Origin of the sequence: Nonomuraea sp. K271, from assembly GCF_009908215.1 — a bacterium.
Classification (GTDB): domain Bacteria; phylum Actinomycetota; class Actinomycetes; order Streptosporangiales; family Streptosporangiaceae; genus Nonomuraea; species Nonomuraea longispora.
The window spans coordinates 23,725-39,638 of record NZ_JAAAHR010000075.1 but is presented as its reverse complement, the minus strand read 5'-3'; the positions used below and the strand labels follow the sequence as shown (position 1 = coordinate 39,638).

The 15,914-nt window shown below is 68.1% G+C and carries 14 protein-coding genes and 1 riboswitch; of the genes, 4 read left to right on the top strand and 10 right to left on the bottom strand.

The features are described from left to right. On the bottom strand, positions 1-394 hold a 394-nt coding region (locus GUY59_RS24855), incomplete at its 3' end, for an ATP-binding protein (RefSeq protein WP_138202353.1). Between the two features lie 89 nt (positions 395-483). After that, positions 484-1,029, bottom strand: coding sequence for a D,D-peptidase/D,D-carboxypeptidase VanY-N (vanY-N, locus tag GUY59_RS24850; RefSeq protein WP_138202354.1), 546 nt, complete (start codon positions 1,027-1,029; stop codon positions 484-486). A 190-nt stretch (positions 1,030-1,219) separates the two neighbouring features. Here vanY-N and GUY59_RS24845 point away from each other — a divergent pair, with 190 nt between their 5' ends. Genes GUY59_RS24845 through GUY59_RS24835 form a run of 3 tightly spaced genes read left to right on the top strand, consistent with a single transcriptional unit; the run spans position 1,220 to position 3,841 of the window. Continuing rightward, on the top strand, positions 1,220-1,894 hold the full coding sequence (locus tag GUY59_RS24845) for a response regulator transcription factor (protein ID WP_171055447.1): 675 nt from the start codon (positions 1,220-1,222) through the stop codon (positions 1,892-1,894). Positions 1,895-1,901: 7 nt separating this feature from the next. After that, positions 1,902-3,353, top strand: a complete 1,452-nt coding sequence (locus GUY59_RS24840; protein ID WP_212746230.1) for a sensor histidine kinase — start codon at positions 1,902-1,904, stop codon at positions 3,351-3,353. Further along, positions 3,350-3,841, top strand: a complete 492-nt coding sequence (locus GUY59_RS24835) for a GerMN domain-containing protein (RefSeq protein ID WP_138202356.1) — start codon at positions 3,350-3,352, stop codon at positions 3,839-3,841. The genes GUY59_RS24840 and GUY59_RS24835 overlap by 4 nt, the downstream gene beginning before the upstream one ends. Positions 3,842-4,115: 274 nt before the next feature. On the opposite strand, the gene GUY59_RS24830 is transcribed toward GUY59_RS24835, so the two are convergent. The 5 genes from GUY59_RS24830 to GUY59_RS24810 form a co-directional block, all read right to left on the bottom strand. Next, positions 4,116-6,617, bottom strand: a complete 2,502-nt coding sequence (locus tag GUY59_RS24830) for an ATP-dependent Clp protease ATP-binding subunit (protein WP_138202357.1) — start codon at positions 6,615-6,617, stop codon at positions 4,116-4,118. A gap of 1,182 nt (positions 6,618-7,799) precedes the next feature. After that, positions 7,800-8,132 carry a histone-like nucleoid-structuring protein Lsr2 gene (locus tag GUY59_RS24825; RefSeq protein WP_132332025.1) on the bottom strand — a complete coding sequence of 111 codons (333 nt, stop codon included), beginning with the start codon at positions 8,130-8,132 and terminating at the stop codon, positions 7,800-7,802. Between the two features lie 515 nt (positions 8,133-8,647). Next, positions 8,648-9,136, bottom strand: coding sequence for an RDD family protein (locus tag GUY59_RS24820; protein ID WP_138202358.1), 489 nt, complete (start codon positions 9,134-9,136; stop codon positions 8,648-8,650). Between the two features lie 110 nt (positions 9,137-9,246). After that, complete coding sequence (locus tag GUY59_RS50830; protein WP_138202359.1) at positions 9,247-10,710, bottom strand: RDD family protein; 1,464 nt, start codon at positions 10,708-10,710, stop codon at positions 9,247-9,249. Between the two features lie 85 nt (positions 10,711-10,795). Then, positions 10,796-11,365: an amino-acid N-acetyltransferase gene (locus GUY59_RS24810; protein WP_171055448.1), complete on the bottom strand. Its 570-nt coding sequence runs from the start codon at positions 11,363-11,365 to the stop codon at positions 10,796-10,798. A gap of 268 nt (positions 11,366-11,633) precedes the next feature. Beyond that, positions 11,634-11,777, top strand: a riboswitch (cyclic di-AMP (ydaO/yuaA leader). Between the two features lie 93 nt (positions 11,778-11,870). Between GUY59_RS24810 and GUY59_RS50825 the strand changes: the two genes are divergently transcribed. Continuing rightward, positions 11,871-12,827 (top strand): C40 family peptidase, encoded by a 957-nt coding sequence (locus tag GUY59_RS50825; protein ID WP_289514071.1) that lies wholly within the window; start codon positions 11,871-11,873, stop codon positions 12,825-12,827. A gap of 28 nt (positions 12,828-12,855) precedes the next feature. On the opposite strand, the gene GUY59_RS51430 is transcribed toward GUY59_RS50825, so the two are convergent. The 3 genes from GUY59_RS51430 to GUY59_RS24790 form a co-directional block, all read right to left on the bottom strand. Further along, positions 12,856-12,981 (bottom strand): hypothetical protein, encoded by a 126-nt coding sequence (locus GUY59_RS51430; protein ID WP_442939010.1) that lies wholly within the window; start codon positions 12,979-12,981, stop codon positions 12,856-12,858. A gap of 616 nt (positions 12,982-13,597) precedes the next feature. Further along, complete coding sequence (gene lysX / locus GUY59_RS24795; RefSeq protein ID WP_132332035.1) at positions 13,598-15,079, bottom strand: bifunctional lysylphosphatidylglycerol synthetase/lysine--tRNA ligase LysX; 1,482 nt, start codon at positions 15,077-15,079, stop codon at positions 13,598-13,600. A gap of 49 nt (positions 15,080-15,128) precedes the next feature. Next, on the bottom strand, positions 15,129-15,911 hold the full coding sequence (locus GUY59_RS24790; protein WP_132332037.1) for a type III pantothenate kinase: 783 nt from the start codon (positions 15,909-15,911) through the stop codon (positions 15,129-15,131). Positions 15,912-15,914: the final 3 nt, after the last annotated feature.

The window sequence follows — 15,914 nt, the reverse complement described above, 5'->3', positions numbered from 1 at the left end:
CCGGCGGACATCGCCCCGCGATCACCACCAGCGCCCCCATGGGCACCCGCGGCAGGAACCGCTCAAGCAGCCACTCCTCCCAGCCCCGCACACGTTCGACGTTGTCGACCAGCAACACCGCGTCCGCATCACGAAGCACCGGCTCAGCCTCGGAGCCCGCCGGAGCCGGCATGAGCCCGTCCACCAGGGACACCGGCCGCCCCGCCGCCGCGGCCTCGCCGGCGAACCGCCGCAACAAGGCCGACTTGCCGATTCCGCCGGGACCGTGCACGTACAGGACGTTGCAGCCGCCGCCGTACAATGCCGCCTGGAAAGCCGCGAGCTCTTCCTCACGCCCCACGAACGCCGTCTCCCGCGCGGCATGCAGGCGCCGCCCCAGCAGTCCCGATGACATATTTCTTGCCCCTTCTCCGAACGCCCTTAGCGGGCGCGAACCCGTCAACGTCCCCGCGCCGCACCCCGGTGGGCCACGGCTGGTCCCCGTCAGCCCAGGCCGGGATGGGGCCGGCGGGGTGGTGGTGTGCCGCCGCGGTCCGAGCGGTACTCGAAGTGCCACCACTCGTTGTCGTAGATGCGGTAGAGGTCGTAGCGGGCGCCGTGTTCCTCCAGCCAGCGCGCGCCTTCGTGGGGGCGCACGTCCAGCGCGATGCCCTTGACGTGGCTGGACTCCGCCGCCGGCAGCACGAGCATGCGTGCCGAGGCCGGGGAGCCGGACCGGCGCACCTCCTCGTCGAACATGTGCTGCTGGACGAGGGGATCGCGGTAGCCCGAGGTGAGGCCGAGCAACTGGCCGTGACACCAGAGCGCCTCGGTACGGGCCGCGGTGAACGCCGCCAGGGTGCCGTCGGTGAGCCCGGTGAGGTCCTCGGCCGGGAAGCGCATCCGTAACGCCCACGTGCACGCCAGTTCGCGAGCGCGGCCGGGACGGCGGACGAACGCCGCGGGCAGCAGCAGAACGGCGAGCACCAGCGTGACCGCGGCGAACAGCCGGTCGCGGGGCCGAGGTGGGATGGTGCGTGGTTCGTTCATGGCGACTACGCTTGGCGCCGAATATGCGTGCGTTGTCCGCCGCCTGTCACCGTTTCCCGACGGCGGCCACCGTCGGTGTGACCGTGACACGACCATGACACGGCGCGGACGAGGCGGGGACACGACCGGCCGACAGTGGATGGGATTGACCGGCGGGCGAGCTACGGAGCGTGCGGTGAAACTCGGCGGCGTGTCGCGAGTGTTGTTGATCGAGGATGACCTGGCCGTGCGGGAGGGACTTGAGCTGGCCCTGACCCGGCACGGGCACCGGGTGCGCGCGGTGGAGTCCGGCGAGCAGGGGCTGGACCGGCTGCGCATGGACCTTCCCGACGTCGTCGTGCTCGATCTGATGTTGCCGGGCATCGACGGGTTCGAGGTCTGCCGGCGCATGCGGGCCGCCGGGAACGTCCCGATCATCATGCTGACCGCGCGGGGCGACGACATCGACGTGGTGGCCGGGCTGGAGGCGGGCGCCGACGACTACGTGGTCAAGCCGGTGCAGCCCAGAGTGCTCGAGGCCCGCATCCGCGCGGTGCTGCGGCGGATCGGCCGGGACCAGGCGGAGCTGGAGCGGCACGGGGACCTGACCATCGATCGGGCCGGGCTGGTGGTCACCCACCGCGGCGTGCCGGTCGGCCTCGCCCCGACGGAGCTGCGCCTCCTGCTCGAACTCTCCGGCACGCCGGGCCGGGTGCACAGCCGCCAGCAGTTGCTGGAGTCGGTGTGGGAGCACGGGTATTTCGGCGACTCGCGTCTGGTGGACGCGTGCGTGCAGCGGCTGCGCGCGAAGATCGAGGACGACTCGGCGGCGCCTGTCTACGTGCAGACGGTGCGCGGGTTCGGCTACCGTTTCGGACCGGTGTGAGCCGCCGGTGGCACTTCGGCCGAGTCCGGGGCTGCGTACCCGGTTGTTGTCCGCGTTCGCGCTGCTGTGTGTGGTCACCGCGGCGGCGGTGGCCGGCGGGATGTACGTCGAGGCTCGCAACGCCATCCTGGAGAGAACCCAGGATGCCGCGGTGAACACGATGAGGAGCCGTCTGGAGGCGCTCTTCCCCCTGCCCACCGCGACGCCGGGCCCCGCCGAGCTCGGCGGGATCGCCCGCAGCATGATCGACGAGGACACCCACACGATCGCCGTCTACCACGGGGTGCAGTGGCAGCCGGGCGGGCTACCGAACGCGCCGCCCCTGGACGCCGGTGACATTCCCCCGAAGCTACGGCTTACCGTGGCCGCCGGCGTCATGGCGTGGCAACGCGTGGAGTGGCACGGCGCCCCCTTCCTGGTCATCGGCGCGCCGTTGCTGATCGCCGAACGGGGCCAGGCACCGCGGGTGTCCGGCATCGAGGTCTACACCGTTCGCAGCCTGCTTTCCGAACAGCGCAGCATCAACGAGCTCGCCGCACGCGCCTGGCTCACCGGCGGGGCGGCGCTGGCGTTCGCGGTCGTCCTGGCACTGCTGGCCACCCGTGGCGTGCTGCGGCCGGTGCGCGAGCTCGGTCGGGCGGCACGCCTGCTGGGCGAGGGCGAGCTGCGGGTCAGGATCGAGATGCGCGGTTCCGATGAGCTGGCCGACGTGGCGCGCACGTTCAACAACACCGCGGCGGAGCTGGAACGGCACGTCATGCAGCTGCGCGAGATGGAGGCCGACGCCCGCCGGTTCGTGGCCGACGTTTCCCACGAGCTGCGCACCCCGCTGGCCGCGCTCGCCGCGGTCGCCGACATCCTCGACGAGGAGGCGGACGGGCTGCCCGAGCCCGCCGGCAGGGCCGCCAGACTGGTCAGCCAGGAGACGCTCAACCTCACCGGGCTGGTGAACGACCTCATCGAGATCAGCAGGTTCGACTCCGGCGTCGCGGCCCTCGCGCTGAACGAGGTCGATGTGGCCGAGCTGGTGCGCGCGACCCTGCGTACCCGGGGCTGGCCGGAGCGGGTGCACACCGAACTCGCCTCCGAGGTGACGGCGCGGCTGGACCCGCGCCGGGTGGACGTCATCCTCGCGAACCTGGTCGGCAACGCCCTGCGGCACGGCGAGCCACCGGTGTCGGTACGGCTCCGCGCCGACCAGGATTGGATCGCTGTCGAGGTCCGCGACCACGGACCGGGGCTGGACGAAGCGGTGTTGCCGCACGTGTTCGACCGCTTCTACAAGGCCAGCGCGGCGAGGGCCAGATCCGAGGGCAGCGGCCTCGGCCTGGCCATCGCACGGGAGAACGCCCGCCTGCACCGAGGCGACCTCACCGTCACCAACGCCCCGGACGGCGGCGCCGTCTTCACGCTGCGGCTGCCACGCCGGCCACCCGATCCGAACGGAGGCTCCGAGTGAAGGCCTGGCTCGCCTGCCGCGTGCTCGCCGCGGGCCTCGTGTCGTTCGTCGCCGTGGCCGGCTGCGGCGTGCGGCCCAGCGACGTCATCCCGGCCGGCGACCCGCCGAGCGGAGGCGTCGCACCCACCGCGACGATCACCCTCTACCTGGTCAAGAACGGCCGGCTCGACGCGGTGACGCGGCCCCGGCCCCGTCATCGTTCCCTGTTCAAAGCCGACACGCTCGCGCTGCTGGCAGCCGGACCCACCAGAAAGGAACAGGCGCGCGGGTTCACCACCGACGTCCCGGGCGGAGCCGGCCCGTTCTCGGTGACCGTCAAGCCGGACGGCCACCTGGTGGTGACCCTGTCCACTCCAGCCGGCGAACTGTCCGCACTGGCCGTCGACCAGATCGTGTGCACGGCCGCCGCCCTGGCGCCGGAGAACCCCACCCAGGTCACCGTCCTCGGCGCGGGGCAGAGCATCGGCCCCCGGGAGTGCCCGGAATGACGACGGTGTAGCCGGACTCCTCGCCCGGGCTCGGCCCGTTCGGCGACCACATGGGCCATCAGCCACGGGCCCTTGCGCTCCAGCGTGACGAAGGCGATGTCCGCGCAGGGCACCTGGGGGCTACCGGGCGAGGAGTCCGGCGACCAGCACCCCGCCGGTGCCTGGCGGTGCACCGACAGGCACATCCGCTCGCACAGCTCCGCGGCGTCGCCGGCCCATGCGAAAGCCCCCGCGTGGATGACGCTCCACGCGGGGGCTTCGCGAGACCGGGATGTCAGCGCTGGATTGGCGCTGCGATCGCGGCGGCCGAGTCGGGCACCGTCGAGGCGGACTCCCCCTTGAAGACGAACTTGGCGTCGTCGCCCTCGCCTTCGGTGGTCACCTTGACGACCTGCCCCGGACGGAGCTCGCCGTAAAGGATCTTCTCGGACAGGGAGTCCTCCAGCTCGCGCTGGATCGTACGCCGCAGCGGACGGGCGCCCATGACCGGGTCGTAGCCGCGGTCGGCCAGCAGCTTCTTGGCCTCGGGCGAGACGTCGAGCCCCATGTCGCGGTCCTTCAGCCTGGCGTCGACCTGGTTGAGCATCAGATCCACGATCTTGATGATCTCGTTGGGTGTCAGCTGGTGGAAGACCACGATGTCGTCGACACGGTTGAGGAACTCGGGCCGGAAGTGCTGCTTGAGCTCTTCCTGCACCTTGGACTTCATCCGGTCGTAGTTGGAGTCGGCGTCGTTCGACTTCGCGAACCCGACCCCGATGCCCTTGGAGATGTCACGGGTGCCGAGGTTGGTGGTCATGATGATGACCGTGTTCTTGAAGTCGACCACGCGGCCCTGGGCGTCGGTCAGGCGACCGTCCTCCAGGATCTGCAGCAGCGAGTTGAAGATGTCGGGGTGGGCCTTCTCGATCTCGTCGAACAGGACCACGGAGAACGGCTTGCGCCGCACCTTCTCGGTGAGCTGACCGCCCTCTTCGTAGCCGACGTAGCCGGGAGGCGAGCCGAAGAGCCTGGAGACGGTGTGCTTCTCCATGAACTCGGACATGTCCAGGCTGATCAGGGCGTCTTCGTCGCCGAAGAGGAACTCCGCCAGGGCCTTGGACAGCTCGGTCTTACCGACGCCCGAAGGGCCGGCGAAGATGAACGAGCCGCCGGGGCGCCGCGGGTCCTTCAGCCCGGCGCGGGTGCGCCGGATGGAGCGCGACAGGCCCTTGATGGCGTCGTCCTGGCCGATGATCCGCTTGTGGAGCTCGTCCTCCATGCGGAGCAGGCGCTGGGACTCCTCCTCGGTCAGCTTGAAGACCGGGATGCCGGTGGCGGTCGCCAGGACCTCGGCGATGAGCTCCTGGGTGACCTCGGCCACGACATCCATGTCGCCGGCCTTCCACTCCTTCTCCCGCCGCTCGCGCTTGAGCTGGAGCTGCTTCTCCTGGTCACGCAGCGCGGCCGCCTTCTCGAAGTCCTGCGCGTCGATCGCGGACTCCTTGTCACGGCGGACGTTGGCGATCTTCTCGTCGTATTCGCGCAGGTCCGGCGGCGCGGTCATCCTGCGGATGCGCATCCTGGAGCCGGCCTCGTCGATGAGGTCGATCGCCTTGTCGGGAAGGTAGCGGTCGCTGATGTAGCGGTCGGCCAGCTGCGCGGCGGCCACCAGCGCGTCGTCGGTGATGGACACGCGGTGGTGCGCCTCGTAGCGGTCGCGCAGACCCTTGAGGATCTCGATCGTGTGGCTGAGCGAGGGCTCGGCCACCTGGATCGGCTGGAACCGGCGCTCCAGCGCTGCGTCCTTCTCGAGGTATTTGCGGTATTCGTCGAGCGTCGTCGCGCCGATCGTCTGCAGCTCGCCGCGGGCCAGCATCGGCTTGAGGATGCTGGCGGCGTCGATCGCGCCCTCGGCGGCGCCCGCACCCACGAGCGTGTGCAGCTCGTCGATGAACAGGATGATGTCGCCACGGGTGCGGATCTCCTTGAGCACCTTCTTCAGGCGCTCTTCGAAGTCACCGCGGTAGCGGGAGCCGGCGACCAGGGCGCCGAGGTCAAGCGTGTAGAGCTGCTTGTCCTTCAGCGTCTCGGGCACCTCGCCCCTGACGATCTTCTGCGACAATCCTTCGACGACGGCGGTCTTGCCGACGCCGGGCTCGCCGATGAGAACGGGGTTGTTCTTGGTCCTCCTGGAGAGGACCTGCATGACCCGCTCGATCTCCTTCTCACGGCCGATGACCGGATCCAGCTTGCCCTCGCGGGCCGCCTGGGTCAGGTTGCGGCCGAACTGGTCGAGCACCAGGGACGTCGACGGGGCCGACTCCTGCGGGCCACCAGCGGCGGCCGGCTCCTTGCCCTGATAGCCGTGGAGCAACTGGATGACCTGCTGCCTGACACGGTTGAGATCAGCTCCAAGCTTGACCAGCACCTGGGCTGCCACACCCTCACCCTCACGGATGAGCCCGAGCAGGATGTGCTCGGTGCCGATGTAGTTGTGACCCAGTTGCAAAGCCTCACGGAGCGACAGCTCGAGGACCTTCTTGGCCCGCGGGGTGAACGGAATGTGCCCCGACGGAGCCGACTGGCCCTGGCCGATGATCTCCTCGACCTGCTGGCGCACACCCTCAAGGCTGATGCCGAGGCTCTCCAGAGCCTTGGCGGCTACGCCCTCACCTTCGTGGATCAGACCAAGAAGAATGTGCTCAGTGCCGATGTAGTTGTGGTTGAGCATCCTGGCCTCTTCTTGGGCCAAGACGACAACACGCCTCGCTCGGTCGGTGAACCTCTCGAACATCTCGTCGCTCCTCACAGAGCGGTCAGTCAGGCCGGTAAATCCGGTCCCGTCATCCCGCATGCTAGCCCTGGCTCGGCGCACCGTGCCCACTGCCGCTGACACGCTCTATAGCAGACACGTTCCCCGGGAACAGGGCGTTCACCCTCTATCCAACTACCGTTCGGGGGTGACGTGTTCCCGATACGCCGCAAGCGAACGATGTTTAGGACGCTTCGCGGAAGCGGCTGAAATGTGCTGCCGCACCGTATCCGGATCACCACGATCGGCCATCGGACATCGGGGGCGAAGCCGGCTGGGGCGCCAGTTCACCCGCGTATCCCAGATGCCGCGTACGTATCTGTTACGCAATCATCCTATGTCCCGACGCAATGGTTGGCCAACCGCGCGTGCTACGCCCTGAGCACAACGGGACACACGCCGCACACCGCACACAGAGTAATACGTCAACCGGTCAGCTCGGTTACCGATCTCATCTCGCATCATGAGACACTGCACCGCGGCCGGGCATGCCATTCGCGCTCATCCTCGCCGTCGCCGGGCGGCGGCATTCCGGTGCCCGCCACACTTCGTGATGGCCCGGCATTGTGGGCACATGCTCGCGAAAGCCGGATTGTGCGAGGCGCACCCATGCCCGCGGGTTATGCCCCGCGCCGCGACATCTCCCCGGCGCCGCTTATGGCGCGACGGCCACGCAACGTGTACGGCGGTGTTTTGCGCCGATGCCCACACCCGCGTGGCATACGGGGTTTCCGGCACGTGCGCGAGTCGAGATCGCGGTTAAGGCTACAGCGCGTGAAGATCGTCGGCGGTCTTTAGGCGCCCGGATTTCCGTCATGGCGCGTTCCATGAGTGCGACGCTTGTCCGTGACGGTAGGCGAATGACGCGGCCCGCGGGCAATCCGGGCGCCTCGCGGCGAGAAGCGTACGTTGAATGGGGTATGGCCACGCGGCGCATTCGGACGCGCCAGGCGCGGCACCGTCGCATATGCGGGCGCCCGGCCGCGGAAACGGCGCCGAGAGGGCGCCGGATCCGCGGCCAAAACGCCCGCATATGGACAGGCGAGTCGATCATCATCCGGGCCGCTCCGCCATTCAGAACGACCCGGACACGATCATGCGCTTATGGCGGTCGCCGGGGTCCTAGGCGAACGGCATAAGCGCATGGTCGAGCAGCCGGCTCTCCTAGTGAGCCTGCTCGTACTTCTCGACGACGGTGGAGGCGATGCGGCCTCGCTCGCTGACGGGCAGGCCGTGGGCCTTGGCCCACTGCCGGATCTCCGAGCTCTTCTCGCGGCTCATCGCGCGGTTGCCGCCGCGGCCACGCCGACGCGTGGTGACGGCACCGGCCCTGCGCGCGTGCTGCACGAAAGGCGTGAGCGCGTCCCTCAGCTTCTTCGCGTTAAGGTCGCTGAGGTCAATCTCATAGGAGGAGCCGTCAATAGCGAAGCTGACCGTCTCATTGGCCTCGCCCCCATCGAGGTCATCGATGAGAATCTCCTGGATCTGCTTGGCCATCTACGCAATCCTTTCGCGGAGCATTGTTTCATTCGCCAGCCCAAACATATACCCGGAAAGGCGTGGAGACAATTCAGCGCTACGGGGATTCGGCTGACTGGCCGATCAGTTCTCGCCCTCGGGCTGATCCTCACGGTTTCGCCTGCCGCCGACGGCCTCCGCCCGGACCAACTTCACGACGCCAAAGACGAAGGCGCCGCCCACCACCACCGGGGGGATGAGCGCTGACAATACGTCTGTAAGGGCTTCCATTCGTCCTCGCCTCCACGGCTGACGGGGTTTCGGGGCGCATTAAGCGCGCGGAGCGCCCCTTGGGGGAGCACTGCGGCCCCTCATGGTGCGCAAGGCGACAACCGCCCGCACCCGACCATAGCGGCACACACATGCCCTGCGTGTCGCAGGGAGACCTACATCCGGCAACCCGGACGCCCCATAGCCTAATGCCAGTCTCTCCAGGCTCCTTACCGGATCATGCCAAAATTTTGCGAAAAGACATCTGTGCAGGTACGGATGCCTCAGCGAAGATCTTTAACCACGTGCGTTCCCGCGAGCCTGTCATGCGGGCCGCGCTCCAGCGGCTTGTCGATCAGGATGAGCATACCGATCCCGAACAGCAGCATTCCCGCCACCAGATTGACCACCGGAATGCCCATCAGCATGACCGGACCCGGATAGAGCAGGGAACGTTTGAGCAGAGCACGGGCCCGAACACCCGGTGGCGACAGGCGGATCCGCATGATCGCCTGACCGAACGTACGCCCGTACCGCCAATGCGCCCACCAGTCGTAACCCGTATAACACAGCCCCGCGAGCGCCCACGCGAACACTCCGGGCAGCCGGCCGCCGAACGCGTCCATCATGCCGACAGTCCGGAAGACAGCCCATAGCGCAATGAACAGAATGTAATAAAGGATGCCGAAGACGAGTGCTTCAATGATCCGGGCGGCCAGCCGTTCCCACCATTCCGCGGGCACCGCGTCCGCCCACGGCGGCGTTCCGGCCATAACCCTCACCTCGCGTCTTCGACGGCTCAGGAGCCCTACATTCCGCACCTACCCTCACATACAAAACAGAGGCCGACGGGAAGCCGGCCCCTGTTTCGCGGTTCGAGCGATTACTTGATCTTGACCACCACGGAGTTCGCGAACTTGTCCGCGAACGTCTGCTGCAGCGGCTTGTCCCAGAGCATCGAGGCGCCGTTCAGGCCGCAGACGACGGCCGCCAGCAGGGTGCCGAACGGCAGGAAGTAGAGGATGTAGGCACCCCAGGTCACGCCGGCCCGCTTGATGGCGGCGTCGCCCGGCAGGCCGCCAGGAGGCATCATCTGCCCCACCGGCACGACCTTGATCCCCATGATCATCTTGCCGACCGTCTGGCCCTTCATCTTGTGCATGAGGAAGTCGTAACCGACGTAGACGGCGGTCAGGAGGATCGCCAGCACGATGTTGAGCGCGAACGAGCCGAACAGCCCCGAGGTGGCGCCGCTGGTCGAGTCGTAGCTCACCAGGAAGAGCGCCGTGAGGAGAAGAGACAGCACGACCATCACGATGCCGAACAGGACACCGTCGACGATCCGCGCCACCAGACGCTGCCACCACTCCGCCAGCGGGGCGGGGGCTCCCGGCGGTTGCACGCCGACCGGGCCGTAGCCCGGCTGGCCGTAGGGGGCCTGGCCGTAACCGGCCTGCTGCGGCTGCCCGTAGGCCTGGCCGTACTGCTGCTGGTCGTAGCCGCCCTGCTGGCCGTAACCGGGCTGGGCGTAACCGGGCTGGGACTGCTGGCCGTAGCCCTGCTGCCCGTAACCCTGCTGACCGTACTGCTGCTGGCCGTAGCCGGGCTGGGACTGCGACTGCTGACCGTACTGGGGTTGCTGGCCGTAGCCCTGCTGGTCGTAACCCTGCTGGCCCGACTGCGGCTGTTGGCCGTAGCCCTGCTGGTCGTAACCCTGCTGACCCGACTGCGGCTGCTGGCCGTACTGCTGCTGGCCGTACTGCTGCTGGTCGTACTGCTGCTGGTCGTAACCCTGCTGGCCGTAGCCCTGCTGGCCCGACTGCGGCTGCTGGCCGTAGCCCTGCTGGTCGTAACCCTGCTGGCCCGACTGCGGCTGCTGACCGTACTGGTTCTGGTCGTAACCCTGCTGGCCGGACTGCGACTGCTGGCCGTAGCCCTGCTGCTGACCGTAGTCGGGCTGGGACTGCGGCTGCTGACCGTACTGGGGTTGCTGGCCGTAGGCCGGTTGAGAGGGAGCCTGCTGGCCGTAGCCCTGCTGCTGGCCGTAGTCGGGCTGGGACTGCGACTGCTGGCCATATTGGGGTTGCTGGCCGTAGCCCTGCTGCTGGCCATATTGGGGTTGCTGACCGTAGCCCTGCTGCTGACCGTACTGGGGTTGCTGGCCGTACCCCTGCTGCTGACCGTGGGGGGGCTGCTGGCCGTAGGCGTCGTCCGCTCGGTAGCCGACCACGGTGACGTCGGGGTCGGGCTCGCTGGGGTGGCGGCCCGGGTTCTGCTGGCCGTAGTGGGGAGGCGCAGAGTTCTCGCCGGATTCGTCCTGTGGGTACGGCGGCTGTCCGGTGCTCACCGTGTCACCTCGCTTCGAGTGCGCGCGTGGCACATGTCAGGACACATGCCTGTGCTGCCCAACGTATCGACATAGGTATCAACAATCACCTTTCCGTGTGGTCAAGGTCCGCGTCACCCGACGTCAGATGGAGCAGCATGCGGGTGTTGCCCAGGGTGTTCGGCTTGACGTGTTCCAGGTCGAGGAACTCCGCTACACCCTCGTCATACGAGGCCAGCAGCTCGGCGTAGACCTCGGGGGAGACTGGTGTGCCCTGGATGCGGCGGAAACCGTGCCTCGCGAAGAAGTCGACCTCAAAAGTAAGACAGAATACACGCTGCAGACCAAGATCTTTTGCCTGCTGGATCAGCGCCGAGACGATCCGGTGGCCGACCCCCATGCCTCGGCATTCGGGATCGACGGCCACCGTGCGGACCTCCGCGAGGTCCTCCCAGAGCACGTGGAGCGCCCCGCAGCCGACGACCTGACCGCCGCGCTCGGCCACCCAGAACTCCTGCACGTCTTCGTACAGCGTCACCGTGGCCTTCTTCAGGAGCCGCGGGCCCGCGCCCGCATAGGCGTCGACCAGGCGCCTGACCCCCCGCACGTCAGGCGTGCGAGCACGCCGGACCACCACCGCGGTCTCGGGCACAGTCAGTTCGGCCACCTGCTCCATGGCTCTCCAGAGTACAGATGTCATTACGGCTCGGACCTAACTCGCATGTCTCCGCCCATCCTGTTACAACTCGTGGCCGAGCGAGCACGACGTCGCGCCCGGGCCTCGTCTGGGAGGAAGCACCACATACGTCCCCACCGGCACGACTGCCACCGAGATCCCCTTGTGACACTTCGGTTGCGAAACCTCTACAGAGTTGGCAGTTCTGGTTGAGCAGGAACCCGGAGTGCATTAGTGTCCAGCGACGATGATCCCCGCGTGTCGCGCGCGGGGAGGCACGCTCAATTCCCCTTCAGGGAAGCCGGGGACCCGCCGGTGGCGACCGCCATCACGGGGTGAATCCGAGTTTTTCGGTAGGGCTGCTCCGGCCCGAACCCGTCAGCTAACCCGGTAGGCGTCTATGAGAGGAGCATGGTTGGTGAAGCGCACGCTCGACCGTGGGAGGAAGTCGCCGGGCAGGCACGCCGGCCCTCCGCGACGCCCCCGGTCGCGCCACCGCCTCGGTGTGGCAAGTCTCACAATCGCCGCGCTGCTGCTGTCGGTTCCCACCGGCCCTGCCTTCGCCGACCCCAAGCCCTCGCTCAAGGACCTCGCCTCGCGGGTCGAGAAGATGCACACCGAGATCGAGACGCTCACCGAGCAGTTCAACGGCCAGCGGGAGAAGCTGAAAACGGCCAAGAAGGCCGCCGAGGCCGCGCGTAAGACGCTGGCGGCCAGTGAGGCGGACCTGTCGGCCAAGCGCGCCAAGGCCGCCCTGCTCGCCCAGAACGCCTACATCACGGGCGGGCTGAGCCGGGCGCTGGCGTTCACCTCCTCCGAGAACCCCGACAACTTCCTCGACAGCGCCGCGACCACGTTCGCCATCGAGCAGCGGCAGGGCGAGGAGCTCAACCAGCTCATCAAGGCCATGAAGGCCGCCGAGCGCGCCAGGGCGGGCGCCAAGTCGCGCATCACCGAGGTCGAAAAGATCGTCAAGGATCTCGACGCCAAGCGCGGCAAGATCAGCAAGCTGGTCGCCAAGGTCGAGAGCAACCTGTTCAGGCGGGCGCTGGGCGAGGCCGGCCGTCCCGGCACGCGCGCCACCCGCGTCAACCTGCCGATCGCCGGCAGCGGCAAGGCCGCGCAGGCGGCACGGTGGGCGCTCACACAGCAGCTCAAGCCGTACGTCTGGGGCGCCGAGGGTCCCGGCTCCTATGACTGCTCCGGCCTGGTGATGGCGGCCTATCAGCGGGTGGGCATCTCGCTGCCGCACTACACCGGCAACCAGTGGACGGCCGGCCGGCACATCTCACGCGACGAGATGCGCCCTGGTGATCTGGTGTTCTTCTACAGCGACCTGCATCACGTGGGCATCTATCTCGGCGGCGGCATGATGGTGCACGCTCCTCGGACGGGTGATGTGGTGCGGATCGCGTCGATCGAACGGCGGCCGTTCGCGGGTGCGGTGCGCATCGCCGACTGAAAGCCCCTGGCCCGGCGGCGGGCGCCCGCTAGATCAGCTGGCGGCGTGCCGCCCATGCCACGGCCTCGATCGCGGTGGCGACGCCGATGCGGTCGCAGATGCCGCGCAACCTCCGGCGTACGGTGCGGCCGCTGATGTCCAGGTGTCTCCCCACTCGATCAACCGTGACTCCTCTGGCGAGTTCCGCCAGTAACGCCAGATCCGCATGGCTCAGCTCAACGCCTTCAGTGAGCACTTCCATCGGGAGCCCTCCCCCCAACAGCAGGCCTGGACCCCTCTTAGCCAGGCCACAGCCGCTCCTCGCAGACGGTAAACGCATCATGGAAAGGTCGTCAAGCACACAATCGCCGCCCTTGACCAGCGCAGTTGACATGATTCGCCGTACATGGCCGGGTCGCGTGGGCCGGCACGTTCCGCCGCGCCACGCACCATGCGCCCGCCGTTTCCGTCACGCTCGATCCGGTGCCGACCGGCCCGGTTTTTGATCCCTCCGCCGGCGGGTTTCTGCATGATCCATACGACGCGCAGCCGCTCTCCACCACGGGCTGCGGCACGCGGCGACCCGTTATTTCCGGACCCGGCCGGTGGCCGCCGCCCTCGTGGCCGTGGAGCGGCGGACAAGCTCCTGGAGCACGCCGTACGCCCGGCCACGGTCTTGACCCGGAGCTGACAAGCCCGTACGGATCGGGGGCGACGGCCCGCGTCGTGCCGCACGGCACGAACGTGAGCGCCCGGAAGACCATGCCTCCGGGCGCTCGATCCTGCGAGGGTCAGTGGGTTGGCTTCACCAGGGGGAACAGAATGGTCTCCCGGATGTTCCTGCCGGTGAAGGCCATGATCATGCGGTCGATGCCGGCGCCCATGCCGCCCGTCGGCGGCATCGCGTATTCGAGCGCCTGCAGAAAGTCCTCGTCGAGCTGCATGGCCTCCGGGTCGCCGCCCGCGGCCAGCAGGGACTGCTCGACCAGGCGGCGGCGCTGCTCGATGGGGTCGTTGAGCTCGGAGTAGGCGGTGCCGAGCTCGGTGCCGAACCCGATGAGGTCCCACTTCTCGGTCACGAGCGGGTCGTCGCGGTGCTGCCGGGCCAGCGGCGAGGTCTCCAGCGGATAGTCCATGACGAACGTGGGCTGGATGAGCGTGTGCTCCACGAGCGCCTCGAACAGCTCCTGCACGAGCTTGCCCGGACCCCACTTCGGGTCCCACGGGATCTCGCGCCGGTCGGCGATCTTGCGCAGCTCTTCCAGCGACGTCGAGGTCGTGATCTCCTCGCCGACGGCCTCCGACACCGCGCCGTAGAGGGTGATGCGCGGCCACTCGGGGATGCCCAGGTCGACCTCGACGCCGTCGTGCACGACCACCGTGCCGTCCAGGGCGGCCACCACGGCCTTCTGGTACATCCGCTGGGTGAGGTCGGCCATGTCGTGGTAGTCGAGGTAGGTGCCGTAGGCCTCGATCATGGTGAACTCGGGGTTGTGCGTCGAGTCGGCGCCTTCATTGCGGAAGTTGCGGTTGATCTCGAAAACCTTCTCGATGCCGCCGACCACGAGCCGCTTGAGATAGAGCTCGATCGCGATGCGGAGATAGAGCTCCATGTCGTACGCGTTGATGTGCGTCTTGAACGGCCGGGCCGTGGCGCCGCCGTGGATCGGCTGCAACATCGGCGTCTCGACTTCGAGGTAGCCCTCCTCGTGCCAGAAGTCGCGCACCGCGCGCACGGTGGCGCTGCGGACCCTGGCCATCTTCCTGGACTCGTCGTTGACGATCAGGTCGACGTAGCGCTGGCGGACCCGCGCCTCCGGGTCGGTGAGACCGACGTGCTTCTCCGGCAGCGGCCGCAGGCACTTGCTGGTGATTTGCCAGCTGTCGGCGAGAACGGACAGCTCACCCCTGCGCGAGGTGATGACCTCGCCGGTCACGCCCACGTGGTCGCCCAGGTCGACGTCGCGCTTCCAGCGGGCCAACGACTCCTCGCCGACCTTGTCGAGCGAGATCATGACCTGCAGGTCGGCGCCGCCGTCGCGGAGGGTGGCGAAGCAGAGCTTGCCGCCCACGCGGTTGAGCATGACGCGCCCCGCGACCGAGACCGTGTCACCGGTGGCGGTGTCGGGCTCCAGGCCCTGGTATTTCTCCCTGACCTCGGCGTTGGTGGCCGTGCGTGGGAAGTTCACCGGGTAAGGGTCGACGCCCTCGCTGCGAAGGCGGTCGAGCTTCTCCCTCCGGATGCGCATCTGCTCGGGAAGTTCGTCGCTCACACCAACAAAGGGTAGGGGATCCGGCGAACCACAGGGACTCGCGCGGGTCTCAGGCCGCGTTACGGTGGTAGATCAGCCGCAGCCCGATGAGGGTCAGCCACGGCTCGTGCACGTCGATCGAGCGTGACTCGCCCACGACCAGCCCCGCGTGCCCGCCGGTGGCCACGACCGTCACCTCGTCGGGGTCGTCGGCCAACTCGGCGGCGATGCGCTCGACGATGCCGTCGACCTGGCCGGCGAAGCCGTAGATGATGCCCGCCTGCAGGGCCTCCACCGTGTTCTTCGCGATCACCGAGCGGGGGCGTACGAGCTCGACCTTGTGCAGTTGCGCTCCGGCGGCGGCCAGGGCGTCGACGGAGATCTCGATGCCGGGCGCGGTGACCGCGCCGACGTATTCGCCCTTGGCCGACACCGCGTCGAACGAGGTGGCGGTGCCGAAGTCGACGATGACGCACGGGCCGCCGTACTGGTCGATGGCCGCGAGCGCGTTGACGATGCGGTCGCTGCCGACCTCCTTGGGGTTGTCCATGCGTACGGGGACGCCGGTGCGGATGCCCGGCTCCACGATCACCGCATTCACGTCACCGTAGTAGCGGCGGCACATCTCGCGCATCTCGTTGAGCACGCTCGGCACGGTGGAGCAGATGGCGATGCCGTCGATGTCGGCCCCTTTGAGCAGCGGCGACTGCGTCAGCAGACCCTGCAGCACGACCGCGATCTCGTCGGCGGTGCGGCGGGCGTCGGTGGCCAGCCGCCAGTGCTCGATGACGTCCTCGCCCTCGAACAGCCCCAGCACCGTATGGGTGTTGCCGACGTCGATCGTGAGCAGCATCAA

Coding starts and splice junctions, on each gene's coding strand:
- vanY-N (WP_138202354.1), bottom strand. CDS start 1,029: ATGAACGAACCACGCACCATCCCACCTCGGCCCCGCGACCGGCTGTTC.
- GUY59_RS24830 (WP_138202357.1), bottom strand. CDS start 6,617: ATGTTCGAGAGGTTCACCGACCGAGCGAGGCGTGTTGTCGTCTTGGCC.
- GUY59_RS24825 (WP_132332025.1), bottom strand. CDS start 8,132: ATGGCCAAGCAGATCCAGGAGATTCTCATCGATGACCTCGATGGGGGC.
- GUY59_RS24820 (WP_138202358.1), bottom strand. CDS start 9,136: ATGGCCGGAACGCCGCCGTGGGCGGACGCGGTGCCCGCGGAATGGTGG.
- GUY59_RS24810 (WP_171055448.1), bottom strand. CDS start 11,365: ATGGAGCAGGTGGCCGAACTGACTGTGCCCGAGACCGCGGTGGTGGTC.
- GUY59_RS24790 (WP_132332037.1), bottom strand. CDS start 15,911: ATGCTGCTCACGATCGACGTCGGCAACACCCATACGGTGCTGGGGCTG.